This is a genomic window from Streptomyces sp. NPDC003016 (assembly GCF_053591455.1).
On the sequence record NZ_JBSFTV010000018.1, the window covers coordinates 90,515 to 109,498 of the forward strand.

Consider the following 18,984-nt stretch of genomic DNA (forward strand, 5'->3'; position numbering starts at 1 on the left):
GGGCGCGAGGCTCAGGCAGGGGCCCTCAGAAGGCGCACATTCGACACATACAACGAGCACCGGGCGTCGTCGTCGCCTCGGTCGCAAGGGTGCGGCTGCTCGTCGTGGTCATGCGACGAGTAAACCAGACGCGCGCATGTACCGATCAACATGGTCCGTATAGCGGACACTTCTGTCTCACGGAGGGACGCGGCTCGAGGGCGCTCAGCCCTCCGTGACGATCTCCACGCCGCCGCCCGTGGCCTGCAGGGACACCGCCGAGAGATTCTCCACGACGATGTCCGCGACCAGTTGCGAACGGTCGTGCGTTGTGGCCAACGCCACGGTCTTCATCCCCGCCGCACGGCCGGCCCGCAGCCCGGCGGGAGCGTCTTCGAAGACCACGCAGCGCGCCGGGTCGACCCCGAGCCTGCGGGCCGCCAGCAGGAACGGCTCGGGGTCGGGCTTGCCGCGCGTGATGTCGTCGGCGGCGATCAGCGTCGTGGGGTGGATGCCGGCCTCGGCGAGGCGCGCCTCGGCGAGCCTGCGGGAGGCGGAGGTGACCACGGCCCAGCGCATGGGGGCGCCTCCCCGTTCGCCTTCCTGTTCGTCCGTCTGTTCGCCCGTCTGCCCGGGCGAAGCCGAGAGCCCGGGGGAAGGGAGTGAGGCGAGCAGCTCCGCGGTGCCGGGAAGGATCACGACGCCCCCGGCCACGTCCTCGACTTCCAGCTCTTCGATACGGGCCACCGCGCCCGGCACCGCGCCGGCGGGCAGCAGATCCGCGACGATCTCGGCCGCGGGGCGGCCGTGCAGCTCCACGGCCGCGAACTCCTCCGCCGATATGCCGTACTCCTGCGCCCAGCGGGTCCAGCAGCGGATCACCGACTCCATGGAGGAGAGCAGCGTTCCGTCGTTGTCGAACAGCAGGGCCTCGGCGTCGATCTTCATGGTGACCGACCCTACGCCCGGCCGTGCGCCCGCCCGTACGCCCGCCCCTGCGCTCACCCGCCGTCCGGGCCGTAATACGCTCGTCGTCATGCTTGACGCCCTGACGGTCACGGTCTCCGTGGCCGCGCTCGCACTTGCCGCGTGGTGCGGTTACGCCGCTTGTCGCGATCAGCCCACCAAGGACTGGCACTTCATCGGCATGGCCGTGGTGTCCCTGCTCGCGCTCGCCCAGCTGGTGGTCGGCATCGTGCGGCTGGCGCGCGGCGAGAAGCCGGACGAGGGCGCGGTGATCTTCGTTTCCTACCTCGTCGGAGCGCTCGCCGCCGTGCCCGCGGCCGGCTTCCTGTCGCTGGCGGAGCGGACCCGCTGGGGGTCGGTGACGGTCGCGGCGGGCGCGGTCGTGCTGGCCGTGCTCGAAGTCCGGCTCCACGACATCTGGGGAGGGTGACGATGAGCGAGCCCGTCACCGGAGAGGGGCAGGACCGCTCCCGCACCCGGCTGGTGAAGGGGCCCGGGCTGCTGCTGGTCTGGCTGTACGGCGTCATGTCGGTCGGCGCCGTGTCCCGTTCGGTCTACCAGATCGCCACGGAGTACGACCGGGCGCCGCTCGCCTACACGCTGTCCGCCGTGGCCGCGGTGGTGTACGCGTTCATTACGTACACCCTGGTGCGGGGCGGGGAGACGGCTCGCCGGGCGGCGCTGGTGTGCTGCGCGGCGGAGCTGGTGGGCGTGCTGGTCGTCGGGACCTGGACGGTGATCGATCCGGCGGCGTTCCCGGATGCGACGGTGTGGTCGGCGTTCGGGAAGGGGTACCTGTTCATCCCGGTGCTGCTGCCGGTCACGGGCGTGATGTGGCTGCGGAGGGCACGGCGCGCGTAGGAGAACGCCCGCGGTGGGCCTTCTCCCCGCCCCGCCCCTTCCCGAACCGGGGGAAGTCCTCAGGCCCCCGGACGGGCTGGAGCTGCCGCAGGCGGTCTACGCGCTCGCGGCGTACGCCTTCACCGCCGTCTCCTTCTGGAGGGTGACCAGGGAGAAGCCCGGAGCGATCTGCTCGGTGGCGACCGGGACGTAACCGTGACTGCGGTACAGCCGCAGGTTGCCCTCGCTGCGGTGACCGGTGAAGAGCTGGAAGCGCTTGGCGGCGGGCTCCCCGGCGACGTACGCCTCGATGGCGTCGAGCAGCCGGCCGCCGAGCCCGTGCCGCTGCATCCGGGGGTGCACGACGAGCCTGGCGATCCGGGCGGTCCCCGCCTCGTCGACGGCGGCGCGCACCGACGCGACCACCTCCTCGCCGAGCCGGGCCACCAGGGTGTGGCTGCGGCCGAGTTCGGCCCGCAGGTCGTCGAGGGTCTGGGTGAGCGGCTCGATGGTGTAGTCGCCGTAGAGCTCGGCCTCGCTCTGGTAGCACAGGTACTGCAACTTGAGGATCTGCTCGGCATCCTGCGCCGTTGCCGCTGAGATGGTCACACTCATGCCCATGTGTGCATGCCTCCCGCTCGCCTGATACGCCGGTTGCTTACCGCTCCCTTCCCCTTCGCCCGGGAGCCGCAACCTCCGCTGCCAGCATTCTGCGCAGGCATCCCAGGCAACGGGAACGCATCGGCCCCAAACTCCCTTGTGACATTCCCAACTCCCCTGCGATTTCCTGGTAGGTGGGATCGGCCGGCGACAGCATCGCGTCCAGCAGCCGTGGACACCTGCCGGGCAGCCTGCCGACGGCCTCGCGCAGCACGCGGTGCCGTTCCGCGGTCAGCGCGGCGCGTTCCGGGCAGGCGGTGTCCGTGGTCGCGGCGGGCGGGGCGGGGTGCGGCAGTTCGCGCCGCGCCGCACGGCGGGCCAGGCGGGCCTCGGCCCGTACGGCGCGCAGCAGCCAGTCCGCCGGGTCGGGCGGCGGGCCCGCTCCGTCCAGGAGTTCGAGGAGCCGTAGCCATACGGTCTGTTCGAGGTCGCCGGGATCGACTCCCCCGCCGGCCGCCTCCGCGCCGGCCTCGGCGGCCAGCAGGGGGCGCAGCGTGCTGAAGAGGTGGGACGAGGCGGTCCCGGACGGGGCGGGCGGGGCAGCGGGCACGGTGGGGGTCATGCCAGGCGGGACGTGGTGCCGGCGGCCGGCGGTTGCCGCACGGCGGGACCGTCACCCGTCCGTGGGCATCCGCCGCCCCACCCCGCGTCAGCGGCGCGTGAAGTCGGCGGCCGCCAGCAGCGCCGTGTCCGGGTTGTCGGAGAAAATCCCGTCGATGCCCTGCTCGAAGTACGCCTTGAGGGCCCCGAAGACGTCTCCGTACGCCGTCGGGTCGGTGCCGCGCCTGAAGTCCGCGGGCAGGAAGGTGTTCTCGTTGCGCAGCGTGTACGGGTGGAGGATCAGGCCCCGCGCGTGCGCGTCCCGTACCAGCGTCGTCGGCTTGCCCAGCCGGCCCGCCGCGTCCCTGGGGATGATCAGGTTCAGGGTCGGGCCGATCCCCTGGGCGAAGCCGGCGATCCACTCCAGCCCCTCGGGCCCGACCAGGTCGGCGACGGTACGCGGGTCGCCCGCCTGGACGAAGTCCCAGGGCCGGGTGGACGCGGCGTCCAGCAGGACGACGCGCGGAGCGGCGACGAGCTCCGCCATGCGCCGCATGCTGCTGGGCTCGAAGGACTGGAGGAAGTTCGGCGCGTCCTTCTTGTGGCGGCCGTACGTGCGCAGCAGTCCGGCGAGCGGCTCTTCGAGGCCGAGACCGAGACCGCGGAAGTAGGTGGGGTGCTTGGTCTCGATGTGGAGCCAGATCCGCCGGCCGCGGGCCCGCCCTTCCCGCTCGGCCCAGCGCAGCACCTCTTCGAGGGTGGGAACGGTCCAGCGGCCGTCGTACGGCGTGTTCTGCTGCCGGGTGCCGGGGATCCGCTCCTTGGCGCGGAGCGTCTTGAGCTCGGCGAGCGTGAAGTCCTCGGTGAACCAGCCGGTCAGGGAGACGCCGTCGACGGACTTGGTCACCTTGCGGTCGGCGAACTCGGGGTGGGCCGCGACGTCCGTGGTCCCCGTGATGTCGTTCTCGTGCCGGCAGACGAGATGCCCGTCCTTGGTGGGGACGAGGTCCTGCTCGATGACGTGCGCGCCCATGTCCAGGGCCAGCTGGTACGAGCCGATGGTGTGCTCGGGGCGGTAGCCGCTGGCTCCGCGGTGCGCGACGACGGTCGGTACGGGAAGGTCGCGGTACCCGCCGCGGCCCTTGCCGCCGGCTCTCGCCGTGCCCGGCAGTCCGAGGGTGAGGCCGCCCGCGCCGAGCGCGGCCGCGCCGAGTCCGGCCGCGCCGAGAACCGTGCGCCGCCCGGGGTTCGTCTGTCCGCCCTGTGTCATGAACGCTCCTTCTGTGGTGTCCCGTACCCGCCGAAAGCGAAGGCCCGATCGTAGGCGTCTACGTCTTACGCGGACGAGGCTCTGGACGGAACGCGGTGGAAACACACATCAACACTGCGTATCGAAGTGATGAACCCGATGTGCGGTCGCACGGTGCCCGCGAGTATCGTCCTCACCTGCACAGATTTCGTTCAGAAAAGAATCAGGCCAGGCCAGGCAGGCCCGCCCGGCCACGACACCGGAGGAACCGTTGTCCCGTCTCGCGCTCATCAAGGCAGTGCTCGGACCGATCCTGCGCCTGATGTTCCGCCCGCAGGTGGAGGGCGCTCAGAACATTCCCGGGACCGGACCGGTCATCCTGGCGGGCAACCACCTCACGTTCATCGACTCGATGATCATGCCGATCTGCTGCGACCGGCAGGTCTACTACATCGGCAAGGACGAGTACGTCACGGGCAAGGGGCTCAAGGGCCGGCTGATGGCCTGGTTCTTCACCAGCTGCGGCATGATCCCGGTGGACCGGGACGGCGGCCGCGGCGGTGTCGCGGCGCTGATGACGGGCCGCCGGGTCCTCGAAGAGGGCAAGATCTTCTCGATCTACCCGGAGGGCACCCGCTCCCCCGACGGCCGCCTCTACCGCGGCCGTACGGGCATCGCCCGCCTCACGCTGATGACCGGCGCGCCGGTCGTGCCGTTCGCGATGATCGGCACGGACAAGCTCCAGCCGGGCGGTGCGGGCCTGCCGCGCCCCGGCAAGGTGACGGTGCGCTTCGGCGAGCCGATGGAGTTCTCGCGCTACGAGGGCATGGACCGCGACCGCTATGTGCTGCGCGCGGTCACGGACTCGGTGATGGCCGAGGTCATGCGGCTGTCCGGCCAGGAGTACGTGGACATGTACGCGACGAAGGCCAAGGCCGCCTGAGGCTGCTCGGGCGTACGGGTGAGGGGTCGTGCCGCCGACGGGTGGCACGGCCCCTTCGTCGTACGCCCTCCCTCAGTGCAGGTCCTCGACGATGCCTTCTGCCAGCTTCTGGCCCCGCAGCGTGAACCACGCCGCGGCCGCTGTCGCGAACAGCACCACGGAGCCCACCCACGCCGCCGCCTGGAAGCCGTCGGTGAACGCCTCCTGCGCCGCGGAGATCAGCGCGGCGGCCTGTTCGGGGGGCAGGGCCGCCGCCGACTCCACGGCTCCGCCGAGCGAGTCGTGGGCCGCGTCCGCCACCTCGGCGGGGGTGCCCGCCGGAGAGGTGAAGCCGCGGTAGATCCCGGTCACGATCGAGCCGAGCAGGGCGATGCCGAGCGCCGCGCCCAGTTCGTACGCCGTCTCGGAGACGGCCGAGGCGGCGCCGGCCTGCTCCTTGGGGACGCTGGACAGGATGACGTCCGCCGTCACGGTGAAGGCCAGGCCCGCCCCGATGCCGCCGATGACCATGGCCGCCACCAGCAGGGGCACACCGGTGTCCGCCGTGGCGATGGTGCAGGTCAAGAGGCCGAGCCCGAGCGCCATCAGACCGCCGGTCACCGCGATGCGGACCGAGGCCCTGCGCGCCACGTAACCGGCCGTCAGACCGGCCGCCACCGCGCCGGCCGCGGCGGGCAGTTCGATGAGTCCCGCCTCCAGGGGCGTGCGCTCCTGGACGAGTTGCAGGAACTGCGAGAGGAAGAAGACCAGGCCGGACAGGCCGAGGATGGTCAGCAGGTCGGCGAGGACCGCGCCGGAGAAGCCGCGGTGGTGGAACAGCCGCATGTCCAGCAGCGGCGCGGGAAGCGTGAGCTGGCGCCGTACGAACCAGAAGAGCGCGGCCACACCGGCCACCGCCGTGAGCCCGATGTCCCAGCGGAAGCCGTGCGCCGCCGCCTCCTTGACGGCGTACACGACGCAGACCAGGCCGACGAGCGAGAGGACGACGCTGAGCAGGTCCCACGGGCCGGGCGCCGGGTCCTTCGACTCGGGCAGCAGCTTGATGCCGACGAGGACCAGGACCAGCATCACGGGCACGTTGATGAGGAAGACCGAGCCCCACCAGAAGTTCTCCAGGAGGAAGCCGCCGACGACCGGGCCGACGGCGGCGCCGGCCGAGGCCGCGGCGCCCCAGACACCGATGGCGAAGCTGCGTTCCTCGGGATCGTGGAAGATGTTGCGGATCAGCGCGAGCGTGGACGGCATCAGCGTCGCACCGGCCACGCCGAGCAGCGCGCGGGCCACGATCATCATCTCGGGGCTGGTGGCGTACGCGTTGAGCACGGAGACCGCGCCGAACGCGACCGCGCCGGTCAGCAGCAGCTTCTTGCGGCCGATCCGGTCGCCGAGACTGCCCATGGAGACGAGCAGGCCGGCGATGACGAACGAGTAGACGTCGCCGATCCACAGCAGCTGGGTGCCGGAGGGCTGGAGGTCCTCGCTCAGGAAGGGCGTCGCGAGGCCGAGCACGGTCGCGTCGACGGCGACCAGCAGCACGGCGAGCACGAGGACGCCGAGCGCCAGCCAGCGGCCGGGATGGCGGACGGCGCTCCGCGCCACCTGGTGCCGGCCGCTACTCGTCATTGCTCCACGTTCCGACGTGCTCCGCCGAGCAGCAACTCGACGATCATGTACTGGAAGTCCTTTGCCGCCACCCGGCCGTCCTGGACGGCCCACGCGCCGGTGCCGATGAGCCCGTACAGGGCTTCGGTCAGCCAGGCCGGGGTGAGGTCGATCCGGAACTCGCCCTGCTGCTGTCCGCGCCGGAAATGCGCGGAGACCCGCGCGTCCAGACGGCCCCATCCCTCGTTGACGTGGGCGCCCTCGAAGAGCTGGTTCTCGGTGACGAGGAAGGAGAGCAGACCGGCGGCGGGCTCGATCTCCGCGACGAGGCGGCGCAGCCCTTCCTCGGCGGATCCCTCGTCGAGCCGGGCGGCGTCGAGCGCCGCCTCGAACTCGCGGATGCCGAGCACTTCGAGCGCCTTGACCAGGGCGTCCCGCCCGGCGAAGTGGCGGTGCAGAGTGGCCCGGCCGATGCCGGCCGCTCTGGCGACCTCGTCCATGGTCGCGGTCGCCTTGCGGGAGAGGAGGGCGGCCGCGGTGCGGAGCACCTGCTCGCGATCGACAGTCATGGGACGACCATAACCCCGAATGAGACATCAATGTCTCGCAAGGCCGTGACGCGCCCGCCCCGCGCGAGCGGCGCCCAGCGGTTCGTGGGCGCGCTCGCGCGGGGCGGACGGGGCGGGCGGGATGGTGTCCGGGGGCGTCCGGGTGGCGTCCGGAGCGGCTCAGCTCTTGGCGGTGGCCCAGGCGTGCTGGGCTGCCAGGTCCGCCTTCACCTCGGCGAGCTGGACCGCGACCGCGGAGGGGGCGGTGCCGCCGCGGCCGTTGCGGGAGGCGAGGGCGCCGGCGACGTTCAGGACCGTACGCACCTCGGGGGTCAGGTGCGGGGAGATCTCGGCGAACTGCTCGTCGGTGAGCTCCTCGAGCTCGATGCCGTGCTGCTCGCACTCCTTGACGCACTCGCCGGCGACCTCGTGCGCGACCCGGAACGGTACGCCCTGCCTGACCAGCCACTCGGCGATGTCGGTGGCGAGCGAGAAGCCGGCCGGGGCCAGTTCCTCCATGCGCGCGCGGTTGACGGTGAGCGTGGCCATCATGCCGGTGAAGGCGGGCAGCAGGACCTCGAGGGTGTCGCAGGAGTCGAAGACCGGCTCCTTGTCCTCCTGGAGGTCGCGGTTGTACGCGAGCGGGAGGGCCTTCAGGGTCGCCATCAGGCCGGTGAGGTTGCCGATGAGGCGGCCGGACTTGCCGCGCGCGAGCTCGGCGATGTCCGGGTTCTTCTTCTGCGGCATGATCGACGAGCCGGTGGAGAAGGCGTCGTGGAGGGTGACGAAGGAGAACTCCTTCGTGTTCCAGATGATGATCTCTTCCGCGATCCGGGAGAGGTTGACGCCGATCATCGCGGTGATGAAGGCGAACTCGGCGACGAAGTCGCGCGACGCCGTGCCGTCGATGGAGTTGGCCGAGGAGCCGTGCTCGAAGCCGAGGTCGGCGGCGACCGCCTCGGGGTCCAGGCCGAGGGACGAACCCGCCAGGGCCCCCGATCCGTACGGCGACACGGCCGTCCGCTCGTCCCACTGGCGCAGCCGCTCGGCGTCCCGGGACAGGGACTGGACGTGGGCCAGGACGTGGTGGGCGAAGAGGACGGGCTGGGCGTGCTGGAGGTGCGTACGGCCCGGCATGGCGACCTCCGGGTGCGCCTCGGCGAGGCCGACGAGCGCGTCCTGGAGCTCGGCGACCAGGCCGCCGATGATGCGGGCGTGGTCGCGCAGGTACATCCGGAAGAGCGTGGCGACCTGGTCGTTGCGGGACCGGCCGGCGCGCAGCTTGCCGCCGAGGTCGGCGCCCAGGCGCTCCAGGAGGCCCCGTTCCAGGGCGGTGTGGACGTCCTCGTCGGCGATGGTGCCGGTGAAGGAGCCGTCCGCGACGTCGGCCTCCAGCTGGTCGAGACCGGCCAGCATGCGGTCCAGCTCGTCCTCGGTGAGCAGCCCCGCCTTGTGGAGCACGCGCGCGTGGGCGCGGGAGCCGGCGATGTCGTACGGCGCCAGACGCCAGTCGAAGTGGACGGACGCGGACAGCTTGGCGAGGGCCTCGGCGGGCCCGTCGGCGAAGCGGCCGCCCCAGAGCCTGACGTCACCGTTGTTGCTGCTCACAGCTACTGCTCCTCAAAAAGTGGGGATGTGCGCCCGCCTCCCCGCCGCGGAGGGCCGGGGAGACGGCTGTCGAACGAGTTCCGGTTACGCCAGGTCACGCCGCGCGGCGATCTTCGACGACAGGCCGAAGATCTCGATGAAGCCCTGCGCCTTGGACTGGTCGAACGTGTCGCCCGAGTCGTACGTCGCCAGGTTGAAGTCGTACAGCGACTCGTCGGACTTCCGGCCGGTGACGACGGCGCGGCCGCCGTGCAGGGTCATCCGGACGTCGCCGGTGACGTGCTGGTTGGCCTCGTTGATGAAGCCGTCCAGGGCGCGCTTGAGCGGGGAGAACCACAGGCCGTCGTAGACCATCTCGCCCCAGCGCTGCTCGACCTGCCGCTTGTAACGGGCCAGCTCGCGCTCGACGGTGACGTTCTCCAGCTCCTGGTGGGCGGTGATCAGGGCGATCGCGCCGGGGGCCTCGTACACCTCGCGGGACTTGATGCCGACCAGCCGGTCCTCGACCAGGTCGATCCGGCCGACGCCCTGGGCTCCGGCGCGCTCGTTGAGCTGCTGGACGGCCTGGAGGACGGTGACCGGCCTGCCGTCGACGGCGACCGGGACGCCCTCCTTGAAGGAGATGACGACCTCGTCGGCCTCGCGGGGGGTGGCCGGGTCCGCGGTGTACTCGTAGATGTCCTCGGTCGGGGCGTTCCAGATGTCCTCCAGGAAACCCGTCTCGACGGCGCGCCCGAAGACGTTCTGATCGATGGAGTACGGGGACTTCTCGGTGGTCGCGACCGGGAGGTTCTTCTCCGCGCAGAAGGCGATCGCCTTGTCGCGGGTCATCGCGTAGTCACGGACCGGGGCGATGCACTTCAGGTCGGGACCCAGCGCGGAGATGCCGGTCTCGAAGCGGACCTGGTCGTTGCCCTTGCCGGTGCAGCCGTGGGCGACGATGCCGGCGCCGTGCTTGCGGGCGGCGGCGACGAGGTGCTTGACGATGGCCGGCCGCGAGAGCGCGGAGACCAGCGGGTAGCGGTCCATGTAGAGGGCGTTGGCCCTGATCGCCGGGAGGCAGTACTCCTCGGCGAACTCGTCCTTGGCGTCCGCGACCTCGGCTTCCACCGCACCGCAGGCGAGCGCGCGCTTGCGGATGACGTCCAGGTCCTCGCCGCCCTGGCCGACGTCCACGGCAACGGCGATGACCTCGGCGCCCGTCTCCTCGGCGATCCAGCCGATGGCGACGGAGGTGTCCAGACCGCCCGAGTAGGCGAGTACGACGCGCTCGGTCACGGGTTTCTCCTTGTGATGCATGCGGCGATGAGCATAATTATGCACTCCACCGTATGTTTCGTCAAAGCCGGAGCGTGCGGCGGCACGGCCCCGCCGAGCGGCACGTCCCGGTGGTGCACGGCATGCTGCGGGAGAATCTGCCGTACGCCGCCCCGGACGCCGGGGCGGCAGGTGGAGGGGCCCGGGGTCCGCGGCGCCCGGCGCCGGTGATCCGGGTCCCGGTCCGGGCGCGCGCCGGAGTTCCGCCCCCCGAATGCACCTCGTCGGCGGGCGGCCGCCGCTTCGAACGCCGAAGGTGGGGGAAGGAACAGCCGTCGGCAGCCGTAAGGAGCAGTGGACACCTATGACGCGACCGAAGATCCTCGTGGTCGGCGCGGGTTTCGCCGGGGTCGAGTGCCTGCAGCGGCTGGAACGGAAACTGTCTCCCGGCGAGGCCGAACTGGTGCTCGTGTCGCCCTCGGACTACCAGCTCTACCTGCCGCTGCTGCCGCACGTGGCGGCCGGGGTCCTCACCCCGCAGTCCGTCGCGGTGTCGCTGCGCCGCCGGCTGCGCCGCACCCGCATCTGCCCCGGTGGCGCCATCGGCATCGACGCCAAGGCCAAGGTGTGCGTGATCAGGAAGGTCACGGGCGAGGTGATCGCGGAACCGTACGACCAGCTCGTCCTCGCCGCCGGATCCACCACCCGGACCTTCGACATCCCGGGTCTGAAAGAGCACGCGCGCGGCATGAAGTCCCTGGCCGAGGCGGCGTGGCTGCGCGACCACGTCATCGCCCAGCTCGACATCGCCGCCGCCACCTCCGACGAGGCCGACCGCGCGGCGCGGCTGCAGTTCGTGGTGGTCGGCGGGGGCTACGCCGGCACCGAGACCGCCGCCTGCCTGCAGCGTCTCACCTCCGCCGCCGTCAAGCGCTACCCGCGCCTGGACCGCGCGCAGATCAAGTGGCACCTGGTGGACGTGGCCCCGCGGCTGCTGCCGGAGCTCGGCGAGAAGCTGGGCGAGAAGGCCATGGCGATGCTGCGCTACCGGGGCATCGCGTTCTCCCTCGGCACCTCGGTCGCCTCCGTCGACGCGACCTGCGTCAAGCTCACCGACGGCCGTACGCTGCCGTCGCACACCCTGATCTGGACCGCCGGAGTCGCCGCGAGCCCCCTGGTGGCCACGCTGGGAGCGGAGACCGTACGCGGCCGTCTCGTCGCCACGCCCCAGCTGACCGTCCCCGGCTTCGACGGCCTGTTCGCGGCGGGCGACGCGGCGGCGGTCCCCGACCTCGCGAAGGGCGGTGACGCGATGTGCCCGCCGACCGCCCAGCACGCCCAGCGCCAGGGCAAGGCCCTGGCCGCGAACATCGTCGCCCGGCTGCGCGGCATGCCGCTGAAGCCGTACATCCACAAGGACCTCGGCCTGGTCGTGGACCTCGGCGGCCGGGACGCCGTCTCCAAGCCCCTGGGCATGGAGCTGCACGGACTCCCCGCCCAGGCGGTGGCCCGCGGCTACCACCTGCTGGCCCTGCCCACCATGACCGCCCGGACCCGGGTCATGACCAACTGGACGCTCAACGCCGTCGCGGGCGACGACTTCGTCCGTACGGACTTCCAGTCCCGGCGGGCGGGCACCCTCCAGGACTTCGAGAACACCTCGGTGTACCTCACCCCGGACCAGGTCCGTGAACACAGCAGGCCGCTGGCGGCCAAGTCCTAGGCCGTTCCACGTTCCATGTCCCGCCAGGTGGAACACCCGCCCTGGGCGGTCAGCCGGAGCACATGATCCGTGGCGTGGGAAAGCTCTACGCGCGCATGGACGGCCGGATCCGCACCGTCATCGAGGACCAGCCGGTCTTCTTCACCGCCATGGCTCCGCCGGCCGCCGACGGGCACGTGGGCGTGTCCCCCGAGGGCAGGGCCGGGACCTCGCCTTCACCGGACCGCCCAAGGTGCTGCGGGTGCACGGGCAGGGCGAGGCCGTGTTCCGGGACGGCCCGCGGCGGGCCGGGCCCATCACGCGGTTCGAGGACGTCGACGGGCCGAGCGCCCGCGCCATCGCCGTGCTCCACACGCGGCGCATCAGGACAGCTGCGGTTTCGCCGTCCCCCTCCTGGAGTACCGGGAGGAACGGACGCGGCACGCCGAGCACTTCACCCCCAAGACGGGCGAGGAGTCCGCGGCGTACTGCGGGAAGAAGGGGTACATCGGCGTGAGCCTGTGAGCCTGTGAGCCTGTGAGCCTGTGAGCCTGGACGGCCTGCCCGCGCTGCCGCCGGCGCTGCCCGCACGGGCGGACCGGGCCGAGTACCCGGCCCGGCTAACGGTCGTTCTGGGCCAGGCGCAGCAGGTGGTCGGCCAGCGCCTGGCCGCCCGCCGGGTCGCGGCTGATCAGAAGCAGCGTGTCGTCGCCCGCGATGGTGCCGAGGATCGCGTTCAGCTCGGCCTGGTCGATGGCCGAGGCCAGGAACTGGGCGGCGCCCGGCGGCGTACGCAGGACGACGAGGTTGGCCGAGGCCTCGGCGGAGATCAGCAGCTCGCCGGAGAGGCGCCGCATGCGCTCCTCCTTGGCGGACTCGCCGAGCGGCGCGTGCGGGGTGCGGAAGCCGCCCTCGCTCGGCACGGCGTAGATCAGCTCGCCGCCGGTGTTGCGGATCTTCACCGCGCCCAGCTCGTCCAGGTCGCGGGAGAGCGTCGCCTGGGTGACGCTCAGCCCGTCGTCGGCGAGGAGCTTCGCCAGCTGGCTCTGCGAGCGCACCGGCTGCCGGTTCAGGATGTCCACGATCCGGCGGTGCCTGGCGGTGCGGGTCTGCGGTACGGCCTGGCCGCCGTGCTCGTTGTCCTGCGCCTGCGCCTCGGTCATCGGTGTCATTCTCCGGATCGTCGGTCCCCGTGTGCGGTGTCGAGAACGCCGGGCAGTGCCTGGAGGAACGTTCCCACCTCGTCGTCTCCGACGAGATACGCCGGCATGAGCCGTACGACATCGGGGGCGGGCGCGTTCACCAGGAGACCGGCGTCCTGAGCCGCCTGCTGCACCTGGGGAGCGAGCGGCTCGGTGAGCACGATACCCAGGAGCAGGCCGGCGCCACGGACGTGGGAGACGAGCGGGTGCCCGAGCGACTCGATTCCGTCGCGCAGCTTCTCCCCCATCCGCTTGACGTGGTCGAGGAGTCCGTCGGCCGCGATGGTGTCCAGTACGGCCAGTCCGGCGGCGCAGGCGACGGGGTTCCCGCCGAAGGTCGTGCCGTGCTGGCCGGGCTTGAGGAGGTCCGCCGCGTCGCCGAAGGCGAGCGTCGCGCCGATCGGGAGTCCGCCGCCGAGTCCCTTGGCGAGGGTGACGATGTCGGGCTCGACGCCGTCGTGGCCCTGGTACTCGAACCAGCGGCCCGTGCGCCCGACGCCCGTCTGGACCTCGTCGAGGACGAACAGGGTGCCGGTGGCGCGGGTGATCTCACGGGCGGCCCGCAGGTAGTCCTCGGGCGGGACGACGACACCGAGCTCGCCCTGGATCGGCTCGATGATCAGCAGCGCGGTCTCGGTGGTGACGGCGGCGCGCAGCGCCTCGACGTCTCCGAACGGTACGTGCGTCACGTCGCCGGGGAGCGGCAGGAAGGGGGTGCGCTTGCCGGACTGGCCGGTGAGCGCGAGGGCGCCCATGGTGCGGCCGTGGAAGCCGCCCTCGGTGGCGACCATGTGCGTACGGCCGGTGAGGCGCCCGATCTTGAAGGCGGCTTCGTTGGCCTCGGCGCCGGAGTTGGAGAAGAACACGCGGCCGGGGCGGCCGGAGATCTGGATCAGCCGCTCGGCGAGGGCCACGGGCGCCTCGGCGACGTACAGGTTCGAGACGTGGCCGAGGGAGGCGATCTGGCGGGAGACGGCTTCGACGATCGCGGGGTGGGCGTGGCCGAGGGCGTTCACGGCGATGCCTCCGACGAAGTCGGTGTACTCCTTGCCGTCGGCGTCCCAGACCTTCGCGCCCCGGCCGCGGACGAGCGGCAGCTTGGGCGTGCCGTAGTTGTCCGCCATGACGCCCTGCCAGCGCTGCGTCAGCTCCTGGTTCGCGGTCACGTGACTCCCCCTTCGTGCTCGTCGGGCACGACCATCGTGCCGATGCCCTCGTCGGTGAAGATCTCCAGCAGGATCGAGTGCTGCACGCGGCCGTCGATCACGCGGGCGGTGTTGACCCCGTTGCGTACGGCGTGCAGGCACCCTTCCATCTTGGGGACCATGCCGCTGGAGAGCTCGGGCAGCAGCTTCTCCAGCTCCTTGGCGGTGAGCCGGCTGATCACTTCGTCGCTGTTCGGCCAGTCCTCGTAGAGGCCCTCGACGTCGGTGAGGACCATCAGCGTCTCGGCGCCCAGCGCGGCGGCGAGCGCGGCCGCGGCGGTGTCGGCGTTGACGTTGAACACGTGGTGGTCGTCGGCGCTGCGGGCGATGGACGAGACGACCGGGATGCGGCCGTCGTCGAGCAGGGCCTGGATGGCGCCGGTGTCGATGGCGGTGATCTCGCCGACCCGCCCGATGTCGACGGACTCGCCGTCGATCTGCGGGAAGTGCTGGGTGGCGGTGATGGTGTGGGCGTCCTCGCCGGTCATGCCGACGGCGAGCGGGCCGTGCTGGTTGAGCAGCCCGACGAGCTCGCGCTGCACCTGGCCGGCGAGGACCATGCGTACGACGTCCATGGCCTCGGGCGTGGTGACCCGCAGCCCGGCCTTGAACTCGCTCACCAGGCCGTGCCGGTCGAGCTGCGCGCTGATCTGCGGGCCGCCGCCGTGCACGACGACCGGCTTGAGGCCGGCGTGGCGCAGGAAGACGACGTCCTGGGCGAAGGCGGCCTTCAGGTCCTCGTCGATCATGGCGTTGCCGCCGAACTTGATGACGACGGTCCGGCCGTGGTGGCGGGTGAGCCAGGGCAGCGCCTCGACGAGGATCTGGGCCTTGGGCAGGGCGGTGTGCTTGCGGGTGCTCATGAGCTGTACGCGCTGTTCTCGTGGACGTAGTCGGCGGTGAGGTCGTTGGTCCAGACGACCGCCGACTCGGTGCCCGCCGCCAGGTCCGCGGTGATCTTGACCTCGCGGTAGCGCATGTCGACGAGGTCCCGGTCGTCGCCGACCGAGCCGTTCCTGCAGACCCAGACGTCGTTGATGGCGACGTTGAGCCGGTCGGGGTCGAAGGCGGCGCGCGTGGTGCCGATGGCGGACAGGACGCGGCCCCAGTTGGGGTCCTCGCCGTGGAGGGCGCACTTGAGGAGGTTGTTACGGGCGATCGAACGGCCCACCTCCACGGCGTCGTCCTCGGACGCGGCGTTCACGACCTCGATCCGGATGTCCTTGCTGGCCCCCTCCGCGTCGCCGATGAGCTGGCGGGCGAGGTCGTCGCAGACGGTGCGTACGGCGGTGGCGAACTCGTCGTACTCCGGCGTCACTTCGGACGCGCCGGAGGCCAGCAGCAGCACGGTGTCGTTCGTCGACATGCAGCCGTCGGAGTCGACGCGGTCGAAGGTCCGGCGGGTGGCGTCGCGCAGCGCCTTGTCGAGGACGTCCGCTTCGACGTCGGCGTCGGTGGTGAGCACGACCAGCATGGTGGCGAGGCCGGGTGCGAGCATGCCCGCGCCCTTGGCCATGCCGCCGACGGTCCAGCCCTCGCCGCCCGCGACGGCCGTCTTGTGGACGGTGTCGGTGGTCTTGATGGCGATGGCGGCCTTCTCGCCGCCGTGCGCGGAGAGCTCGGTGGCGGCCTTCTCGATGCCGGGCAGGAGCTTGTCCATGGGGAGGGTGATGCCGATGAGGCCGGTGGAGGCGACGGCGACCTCACCGGCGCTGTGGCTCTCCAGGCCCCCCTTGTTCAGGACCTCGGCGGCCTTCTCGGCGGTGGCGTGGGCGTCCTGGAAGCCCTTGGGGCCCGTACAGGCGTTGGCACCGCCGGAGTTGAGGACGACGGCGGAGATCCTGCCGCCCTTGACGACCTGCTCGGACCACAGGACCGGCGCGGCCTTCACGCGGTTGGAGGTGAAGACGCCCGCGGCGGCGAGGCGGGGCCCGTTGTTGACCACGAGGGCCAGGTCGGGGTTGCCGCTGTCCTTGATCCCCGCGGCGATGCCCGCCGCGGTGAACCCCTTTGCTGCCGTGACGCTCACGGTGCCACTCCTGTCGTGGAAAGACCGGTGTCCTCGGGGAGGCCGAGGGCGATGTTCATGCTCTGCACCGCGCCGCCGGCGGTGCCCTTGGTGAGGTTGTCGATGGCGCTGATCGCGATGACGCGGCCGGCGGCCCCGTCGTACGCGACCTGGATCTGGACGGCGTTGGAGCCGTACACGGAGGCGGTCGCGGGCCACTGTCCCTCGGGGAGGAGGTGCACGAACGGCTCGTCGGCGTACGCCTTCTCGTACGCCGCCCGTACGCTCTCGGCGCTCGTCCCGGGCTTCGCCTTCGCGCTGCACGTGGCGAGGATGCCGCGGGACATGGGCGCGAGCGTCGGCGTGAAGGAGACGGTGACCCGCTCTCCGGCGGCGGCGCTGAGGTTCTGGATCATCTCGGGGGTGTGGCGGTGGCCGCCGCCGACGCCGTACGGCGCCATGGAGCCCATCACCTCGCTGCCGAGCAGATGCGGCTTGAGCGCCTTGCCCGCGCCGGAGGTGCCGGTGGCGGCGACGACCACGGCGTCGGACTCGGCGAGCTGGGCGGCGTACGCCGGGAAGAGCGCGAGCGAGACGGCGGTCGGGTAGCAGCCGGGGACGGCGACGCGCTTGGAGCCGGCGAGCGCGGCGCGGGCGCCGGGGAGCTCGGGGAGGCCGTACGGCCAGGTCCCGGCGTGCGGCGATCCGTAGAACGCCTCCCAGTCGGCGGCGTCCCGGAGCCGGAAGTCGGCGCCCATGTCGACCACGAGCACGTCGTCACCGAGCTGCTCGGCGACGGCGGCGGACTGGCCGTGCGGGAGCGCCAGGAAGACGACATCGTGTCCGGCGAGCACGTCCGGGGTGGTGGGCTCCAGCACGCGGCCGGCCAGCGGCAGCAGGTGCGGCTGGAGCGAACCGAGTCGCTGTCCCGCGTTGGAATGGCCGGTCAGGGCGCCGATCTCCACTCCGGGATGGGCGAGGAGCAGACGGAGCAGTTCCCCGCCCGCGTATCCACTCGCCCCTGCCACTGCTGCACGTACCGCCATCGAGCCCTCCTCGTCGATGGCATGACTATACGCAGCTCCGCAGTTTTATGCAAAGATTTTCCGTCTCCCCCCGCCGAGTGGGACTGAGCGGCCCGGTGGGGGCGTGCCGGGGATGACGGCGTCCGCTGCGGTGGTGGGGTGGTGCCGCAGACGCTGCCGGGACGAGGCCGGCGACCGAGCGTTGCGCTTGGCGGAACGGGCCAGCTCAAGCGCTCGGTCTCATCCGCGCCAGGAACCGGCACCCCGCGTCCGATGTCGTACCGGTCGTCCGGCTCGGGCAGCACTCAGCAGCCCTGCCCGAACGGTTCCAGCCACAGCTCCAGCAGCCTGTCACCGTCGTTCCGCACCGGCATCGGCGCCGGGTGCCCAGCTTCCGAACGGCCTCGTGGCCGAAGTCACCGGCTTCCGGCATGTCCCTCCTCAGCGGCGCTGTGATCCGCTCGGCCGGCGTGCGCTTGCCGTGCTTCCTCCTCCGCATGGCGATGATTCCGACCCCGGTCCGGACCGGACCGCGGCCCGGGTGGGGCCTTCATCGAGCCGGGCCATCGAGCCGGGGAAGCAGCCGGCCGGTGTCCGACTCCGTACTCGGACCACCGCGACTCCGCGACCCGGGTGGTCACCCGCCGCCTCATCCTCGCCATCGGCCTCCGCATCGGCGTGGCTACCGTGAAGGCGCACGTGGCGCGGCTCTTCACCACACCCGGCGCCCGCGACCGGGGAGAACCGGAGAAGTAGGCCGTGATCTGTCCTATACGCGCCCTAGGCTTGACGTACCCGGCCCCGAAACGGCACAGGAGCAGCGGATGAGTCTCGTCGTCGGCGACCAGCCGGATTCCACCCCCACCTGGATCGACCTCGAGGTTCCCGACCTCGAACGCGCGCAGGAGTTCTACGGCGCGCTGTTCGACTGGACCTTCGCCACCACCAGCGCCGCCACCTCGGCGACCGGCGGCTCCACCACGTGTCTGCTGCGCGGCCTGGCGGTCGCCGCGTTCCGGCCCGTCTCCGCGCCCGGCCCGGCCCCCGGCTTCTGGCGCATGTACTTCGCCGCACGGGACTGCGACGCCACCGCCCGGCGCGTCGTCGACGCGGGCGGCACCCTGACGCAGGGCCCGCTGGACGTCGGAGACCGGGGGCGGACGGCTCTCGCTTCGGACTCCGTCGGCGCCCGGTTCGGGCTCTGGCAGGGCGGCACGCACCCCGGCTGCCGGATCGTGAACGAACCGAGCTCCCTGGTCCGCAACGACCTGAGTACGCCCGAGCCGGGCCCAGCGCGGGACTTCTACACGGCGCTCTTCGGCCTCACCCTGGACGGCAACCAGGATCTCCCCGGCTTCGACTTCACCTTCCTGCGCCGGCCCGACGGCCACGAGATCGGCGGGATCTTCGGCGACCCGACCGCCGCCGCCTCCGTCTGGCAGACCACCTTCGAGGTGGCGGACACCGACGCGGTGGCGGAGCGCACCGTCGCGGCCGGAGGCACGGCCGGCGCCCCCTCGGACTCTCCGTACGGCCGGACGGCGGAGATCACCGATCCCTTCGGCACCGTCTTCCACGTGATCGCCAGGCCCCCGGCCCAGCGGGTGTGAGCCGGAGCGGGACGGAAGGGGGAGGAGCGGGGCTCCGTTA

20 protein-coding genes are annotated in these 18,984 nt (G+C 71.8%); 6 read left to right on the plus strand and 14 right to left on the minus strand.

Going from position 1 to position 18,984, the window contains the following annotated elements; all coding sequences use genetic code 11:
* Positions 1-204: 204 nt before the first annotated feature.
* Positions 205-927, minus strand: coding sequence for an HAD family hydrolase (locus ACWDZ4_RS17625; RefSeq protein ID WP_451509294.1), 723 nt, complete (start codon positions 925-927; stop codon positions 205-207).
* Between the two features lie 88 nt (positions 928-1,015).
* On the opposite strand from ACWDZ4_RS17625, the gene ACWDZ4_RS17630 reads away from it, so the two are divergent.
* Together ACWDZ4_RS17630 and ACWDZ4_RS17635 are read left to right on the plus strand one after the other, a co-directional pair.
* Positions 1,016-1,375, plus strand: a complete 360-nt coding sequence (locus ACWDZ4_RS17630) for a hypothetical protein (RefSeq protein WP_451509295.1) — start codon at positions 1,016-1,018, stop codon at positions 1,373-1,375.
* 2 nt (positions 1,376-1,377) lie between these two features.
* Complete coding sequence (locus ACWDZ4_RS17635) at positions 1,378-1,806, plus strand: hypothetical protein (protein WP_451509296.1); 429 nt, start codon at positions 1,378-1,380, stop codon at positions 1,804-1,806.
* 96 nt (positions 1,807-1,902) lie between these two features.
* Here the strand turns inward: ACWDZ4_RS17635 and ACWDZ4_RS17640 are convergent, their stop codons facing one another.
* The 3 genes from ACWDZ4_RS17640 to ACWDZ4_RS17650 form a co-directional block, all read right to left on the minus strand.
* Positions 1,903-2,406 (minus strand): GNAT family N-acetyltransferase, encoded by a 504-nt coding sequence (locus ACWDZ4_RS17640; protein WP_451509297.1) that lies wholly within the window; start codon positions 2,404-2,406, stop codon positions 1,903-1,905.
* 37 nt (positions 2,407-2,443) lie between these two features.
* The gene (locus ACWDZ4_RS17645) at positions 2,444-3,007 is read right to left on the minus strand and encodes a sigma-70 family RNA polymerase sigma factor (protein ID WP_451509298.1); all 564 of its coding nucleotides are present in this window, start codon (positions 3,005-3,007) and stop codon (positions 2,444-2,446) included.
* 87 nt (positions 3,008-3,094) lie between these two features.
* Complete coding sequence (locus ACWDZ4_RS17650) at positions 3,095-4,255, minus strand: glycerophosphodiester phosphodiesterase (RefSeq protein WP_451509299.1); 1,161 nt, start codon at positions 4,253-4,255, stop codon at positions 3,095-3,097.
* 250 nt (positions 4,256-4,505) lie between these two features.
* On the opposite strand from ACWDZ4_RS17650, the gene ACWDZ4_RS17655 reads away from it, so the two are divergent.
* Positions 4,506-5,177 (plus strand): lysophospholipid acyltransferase family protein, encoded by a 672-nt coding sequence (locus tag ACWDZ4_RS17655; protein ID WP_069929641.1) that lies wholly within the window; start codon positions 4,506-4,508, stop codon positions 5,175-5,177.
* A gap of 72 nt (positions 5,178-5,249) precedes the next feature.
* On the opposite strand, the gene ACWDZ4_RS17660 is transcribed toward ACWDZ4_RS17655, so the two are convergent.
* The 4 genes from ACWDZ4_RS17660 to ACWDZ4_RS17675 all read right to left on the minus strand — a co-directional run bounded on the left by ACWDZ4_RS17660 (position 5,250) and on the right by ACWDZ4_RS17675 (position 10,213).
* Positions 5,250-6,800: an MFS transporter gene (locus ACWDZ4_RS17660; RefSeq protein ID WP_451509300.1), complete on the minus strand. Its 1,551-nt coding sequence runs from the start codon at positions 6,798-6,800 to the stop codon at positions 5,250-5,252.
* On the minus strand, positions 6,797-7,348 hold the full coding sequence (locus tag ACWDZ4_RS17665; protein ID WP_451509301.1) for a TetR/AcrR family transcriptional regulator: 552 nt from the start codon (positions 7,346-7,348) through the stop codon (positions 6,797-6,799). The genes ACWDZ4_RS17660 and ACWDZ4_RS17665 overlap by 4 nt, the downstream gene beginning before the upstream one ends.
* A 159-nt stretch (positions 7,349-7,507) precedes the next feature.
* Positions 7,508-8,935 carry an argininosuccinate lyase gene (argH, locus tag ACWDZ4_RS17670; RefSeq protein ID WP_451509302.1) on the minus strand — a complete coding sequence of 476 codons (1,428 nt, stop codon included), beginning with the start codon at positions 8,933-8,935 and terminating at the stop codon, positions 7,508-7,510.
* 84 nt (positions 8,936-9,019) lie between these two features.
* A complete protein-coding gene (locus tag ACWDZ4_RS17675) occupies positions 9,020-10,213 on the minus strand; it encodes an argininosuccinate synthase (protein ID WP_451509303.1) in 1,194 nt (397 codons plus the stop codon).
* A 343-nt stretch (positions 10,214-10,556) separates the two neighbouring features.
* Here ACWDZ4_RS17675 and ACWDZ4_RS17680 point away from each other — a divergent pair, with 343 nt between their 5' ends.
* Entirely contained in the window at positions 10,557-11,915 is a 1,359-nt protein-coding gene (locus tag ACWDZ4_RS17680) for an NAD(P)/FAD-dependent oxidoreductase (RefSeq protein WP_451509304.1), read from the plus strand.
* A gap of 85 nt (positions 11,916-12,000) precedes the next feature.
* On the opposite strand, the gene ACWDZ4_RS17685 is transcribed toward ACWDZ4_RS17680, so the two are convergent.
* From ACWDZ4_RS17685 to argC, 6 genes are all read right to left on the minus strand, one after another.
* On the minus strand, positions 12,001-12,267 hold the full coding sequence (locus ACWDZ4_RS17685) for a hypothetical protein (RefSeq protein ID WP_451509305.1): 267 nt from the start codon (positions 12,265-12,267) through the stop codon (positions 12,001-12,003).
* A 247-nt stretch (positions 12,268-12,514) separates the two neighbouring features.
* Entirely contained in the window at positions 12,515-13,057 is a 543-nt protein-coding gene (locus tag ACWDZ4_RS17690) for an arginine repressor (RefSeq protein WP_069929634.1), read from the minus strand.
* A 5-nt stretch (positions 13,058-13,062) separates the two neighbouring features.
* On the minus strand, positions 13,063-14,220 hold the full coding sequence (locus tag ACWDZ4_RS17695; protein WP_451509348.1) for an acetylornithine transaminase: 1,158 nt from the start codon (positions 14,218-14,220) through the stop codon (positions 13,063-13,065).
* Between the two features lie 38 nt (positions 14,221-14,258).
* Entirely contained in the window at positions 14,259-15,164 is a 906-nt protein-coding gene (argB, locus tag ACWDZ4_RS17700; RefSeq protein WP_451509306.1) for an acetylglutamate kinase, read from the minus strand.
* Positions 15,161-16,330 carry a bifunctional glutamate N-acetyltransferase/amino-acid acetyltransferase ArgJ gene (gene argJ, locus ACWDZ4_RS17705; RefSeq protein WP_451509307.1) on the minus strand — a complete coding sequence of 390 codons (1,170 nt, stop codon included), beginning with the start codon at positions 16,328-16,330 and terminating at the stop codon, positions 15,161-15,163. The genes argB and argJ overlap by 4 nt, the downstream gene beginning before the upstream one ends.
* Complete coding sequence (argC, locus tag ACWDZ4_RS17710; protein WP_451509308.1) at positions 16,327-17,355, minus strand: N-acetyl-gamma-glutamyl-phosphate reductase; 1,029 nt, start codon at positions 17,353-17,355, stop codon at positions 16,327-16,329. Before argC ends, argJ begins: the two co-directional genes overlap by 4 nt.
* A 612-nt stretch (positions 17,356-17,967) precedes the next feature.
* Between argC and ACWDZ4_RS17715 the strand changes: the two genes are divergently transcribed.
* Together ACWDZ4_RS17715 and ACWDZ4_RS17720 are read left to right on the plus strand one after the other, a co-directional pair.
* Positions 17,968-18,090, plus strand: coding sequence for a hypothetical protein (locus tag ACWDZ4_RS17715; protein WP_451509309.1), 123 nt, complete (start codon positions 17,968-17,970; stop codon positions 18,088-18,090).
* A gap of 68 nt (positions 18,091-18,158) precedes the next feature.
* Positions 18,159-18,944: a VOC family protein gene (locus ACWDZ4_RS17720; protein WP_451509310.1), complete on the plus strand. Its 786-nt coding sequence runs from the start codon at positions 18,159-18,161 to the stop codon at positions 18,942-18,944.
* Positions 18,945-18,984: the final 40 nt, after the last annotated feature.

Bases quoted from the DNA above. Each gene is read 5' to 3' on its own strand.
- ACWDZ4_RS17650 (WP_451509299.1), bottom strand. From the start codon at position 4,255: ATGACACAGGGCGGACAGACGAACCCCGGGCGGCGCACGGTTCTCGGC.
- ACWDZ4_RS17630 (WP_451509295.1), top strand. From the start codon at position 1,016: ATGCTTGACGCCCTGACGGTCACGGTCTCCGTGGCCGCGCTCGCACTT.
- ACWDZ4_RS17635 (WP_451509296.1), top strand. From the start codon at position 1,378: ATGAGCGAGCCCGTCACCGGAGAGGGGCAGGACCGCTCCCGCACCCGG.
- argC (WP_451509308.1), bottom strand. From the start codon at position 17,355: ATGGCGGTACGTGCAGCAGTGGCAGGGGCGAGTGGATACGCGGGCGGG.
- ACWDZ4_RS17625 (WP_451509294.1), bottom strand. From the start codon at position 927: ATGAAGATCGACGCCGAGGCCCTGCTGTTCGACAACGACGGAACGCTG.
- ACWDZ4_RS17640 (WP_451509297.1), bottom strand. From the start codon at position 2,406: ATGGGCATGAGTGTGACCATCTCAGCGGCAACGGCGCAGGATGCCGAG.
- ACWDZ4_RS17720 (WP_451509310.1), top strand. From the start codon at position 18,159: ATGAGTCTCGTCGTCGGCGACCAGCCGGATTCCACCCCCACCTGGATC.
- ACWDZ4_RS17665 (WP_451509301.1), bottom strand. From the start codon at position 7,348: ATGACTGTCGATCGCGAGCAGGTGCTCCGCACCGCGGCCGCCCTCCTC.
- argB (WP_451509306.1), bottom strand. From the start codon at position 15,164: ATGAGCACCCGCAAGCACACCGCCCTGCCCAAGGCCCAGATCCTCGTC.
- ACWDZ4_RS17680 (WP_451509304.1), top strand. From the start codon at position 10,557: ATGACGCGACCGAAGATCCTCGTGGTCGGCGCGGGTTTCGCCGGGGTC.
- ACWDZ4_RS17645 (WP_451509298.1), bottom strand. From the start codon at position 3,007: ATGACCCCCACCGTGCCCGCTGCCCCGCCCGCCCCGTCCGGGACCGCC.
- ACWDZ4_RS17660 (WP_451509300.1), bottom strand. From the start codon at position 6,800: ATGACGAGTAGCGGCCGGCACCAGGTGGCGCGGAGCGCCGTCCGCCAT.
- ACWDZ4_RS17690 (WP_069929634.1), bottom strand. From the start codon at position 13,057: ATGACCGAGGCGCAGGCGCAGGACAACGAGCACGGCGGCCAGGCCGTA.
- ACWDZ4_RS17695 (WP_451509348.1), bottom strand. From the start codon at position 14,220: ATGGCGGACAACTACGGCACGCCCAAGCTGCCGCTCGTCCGCGGCCGG.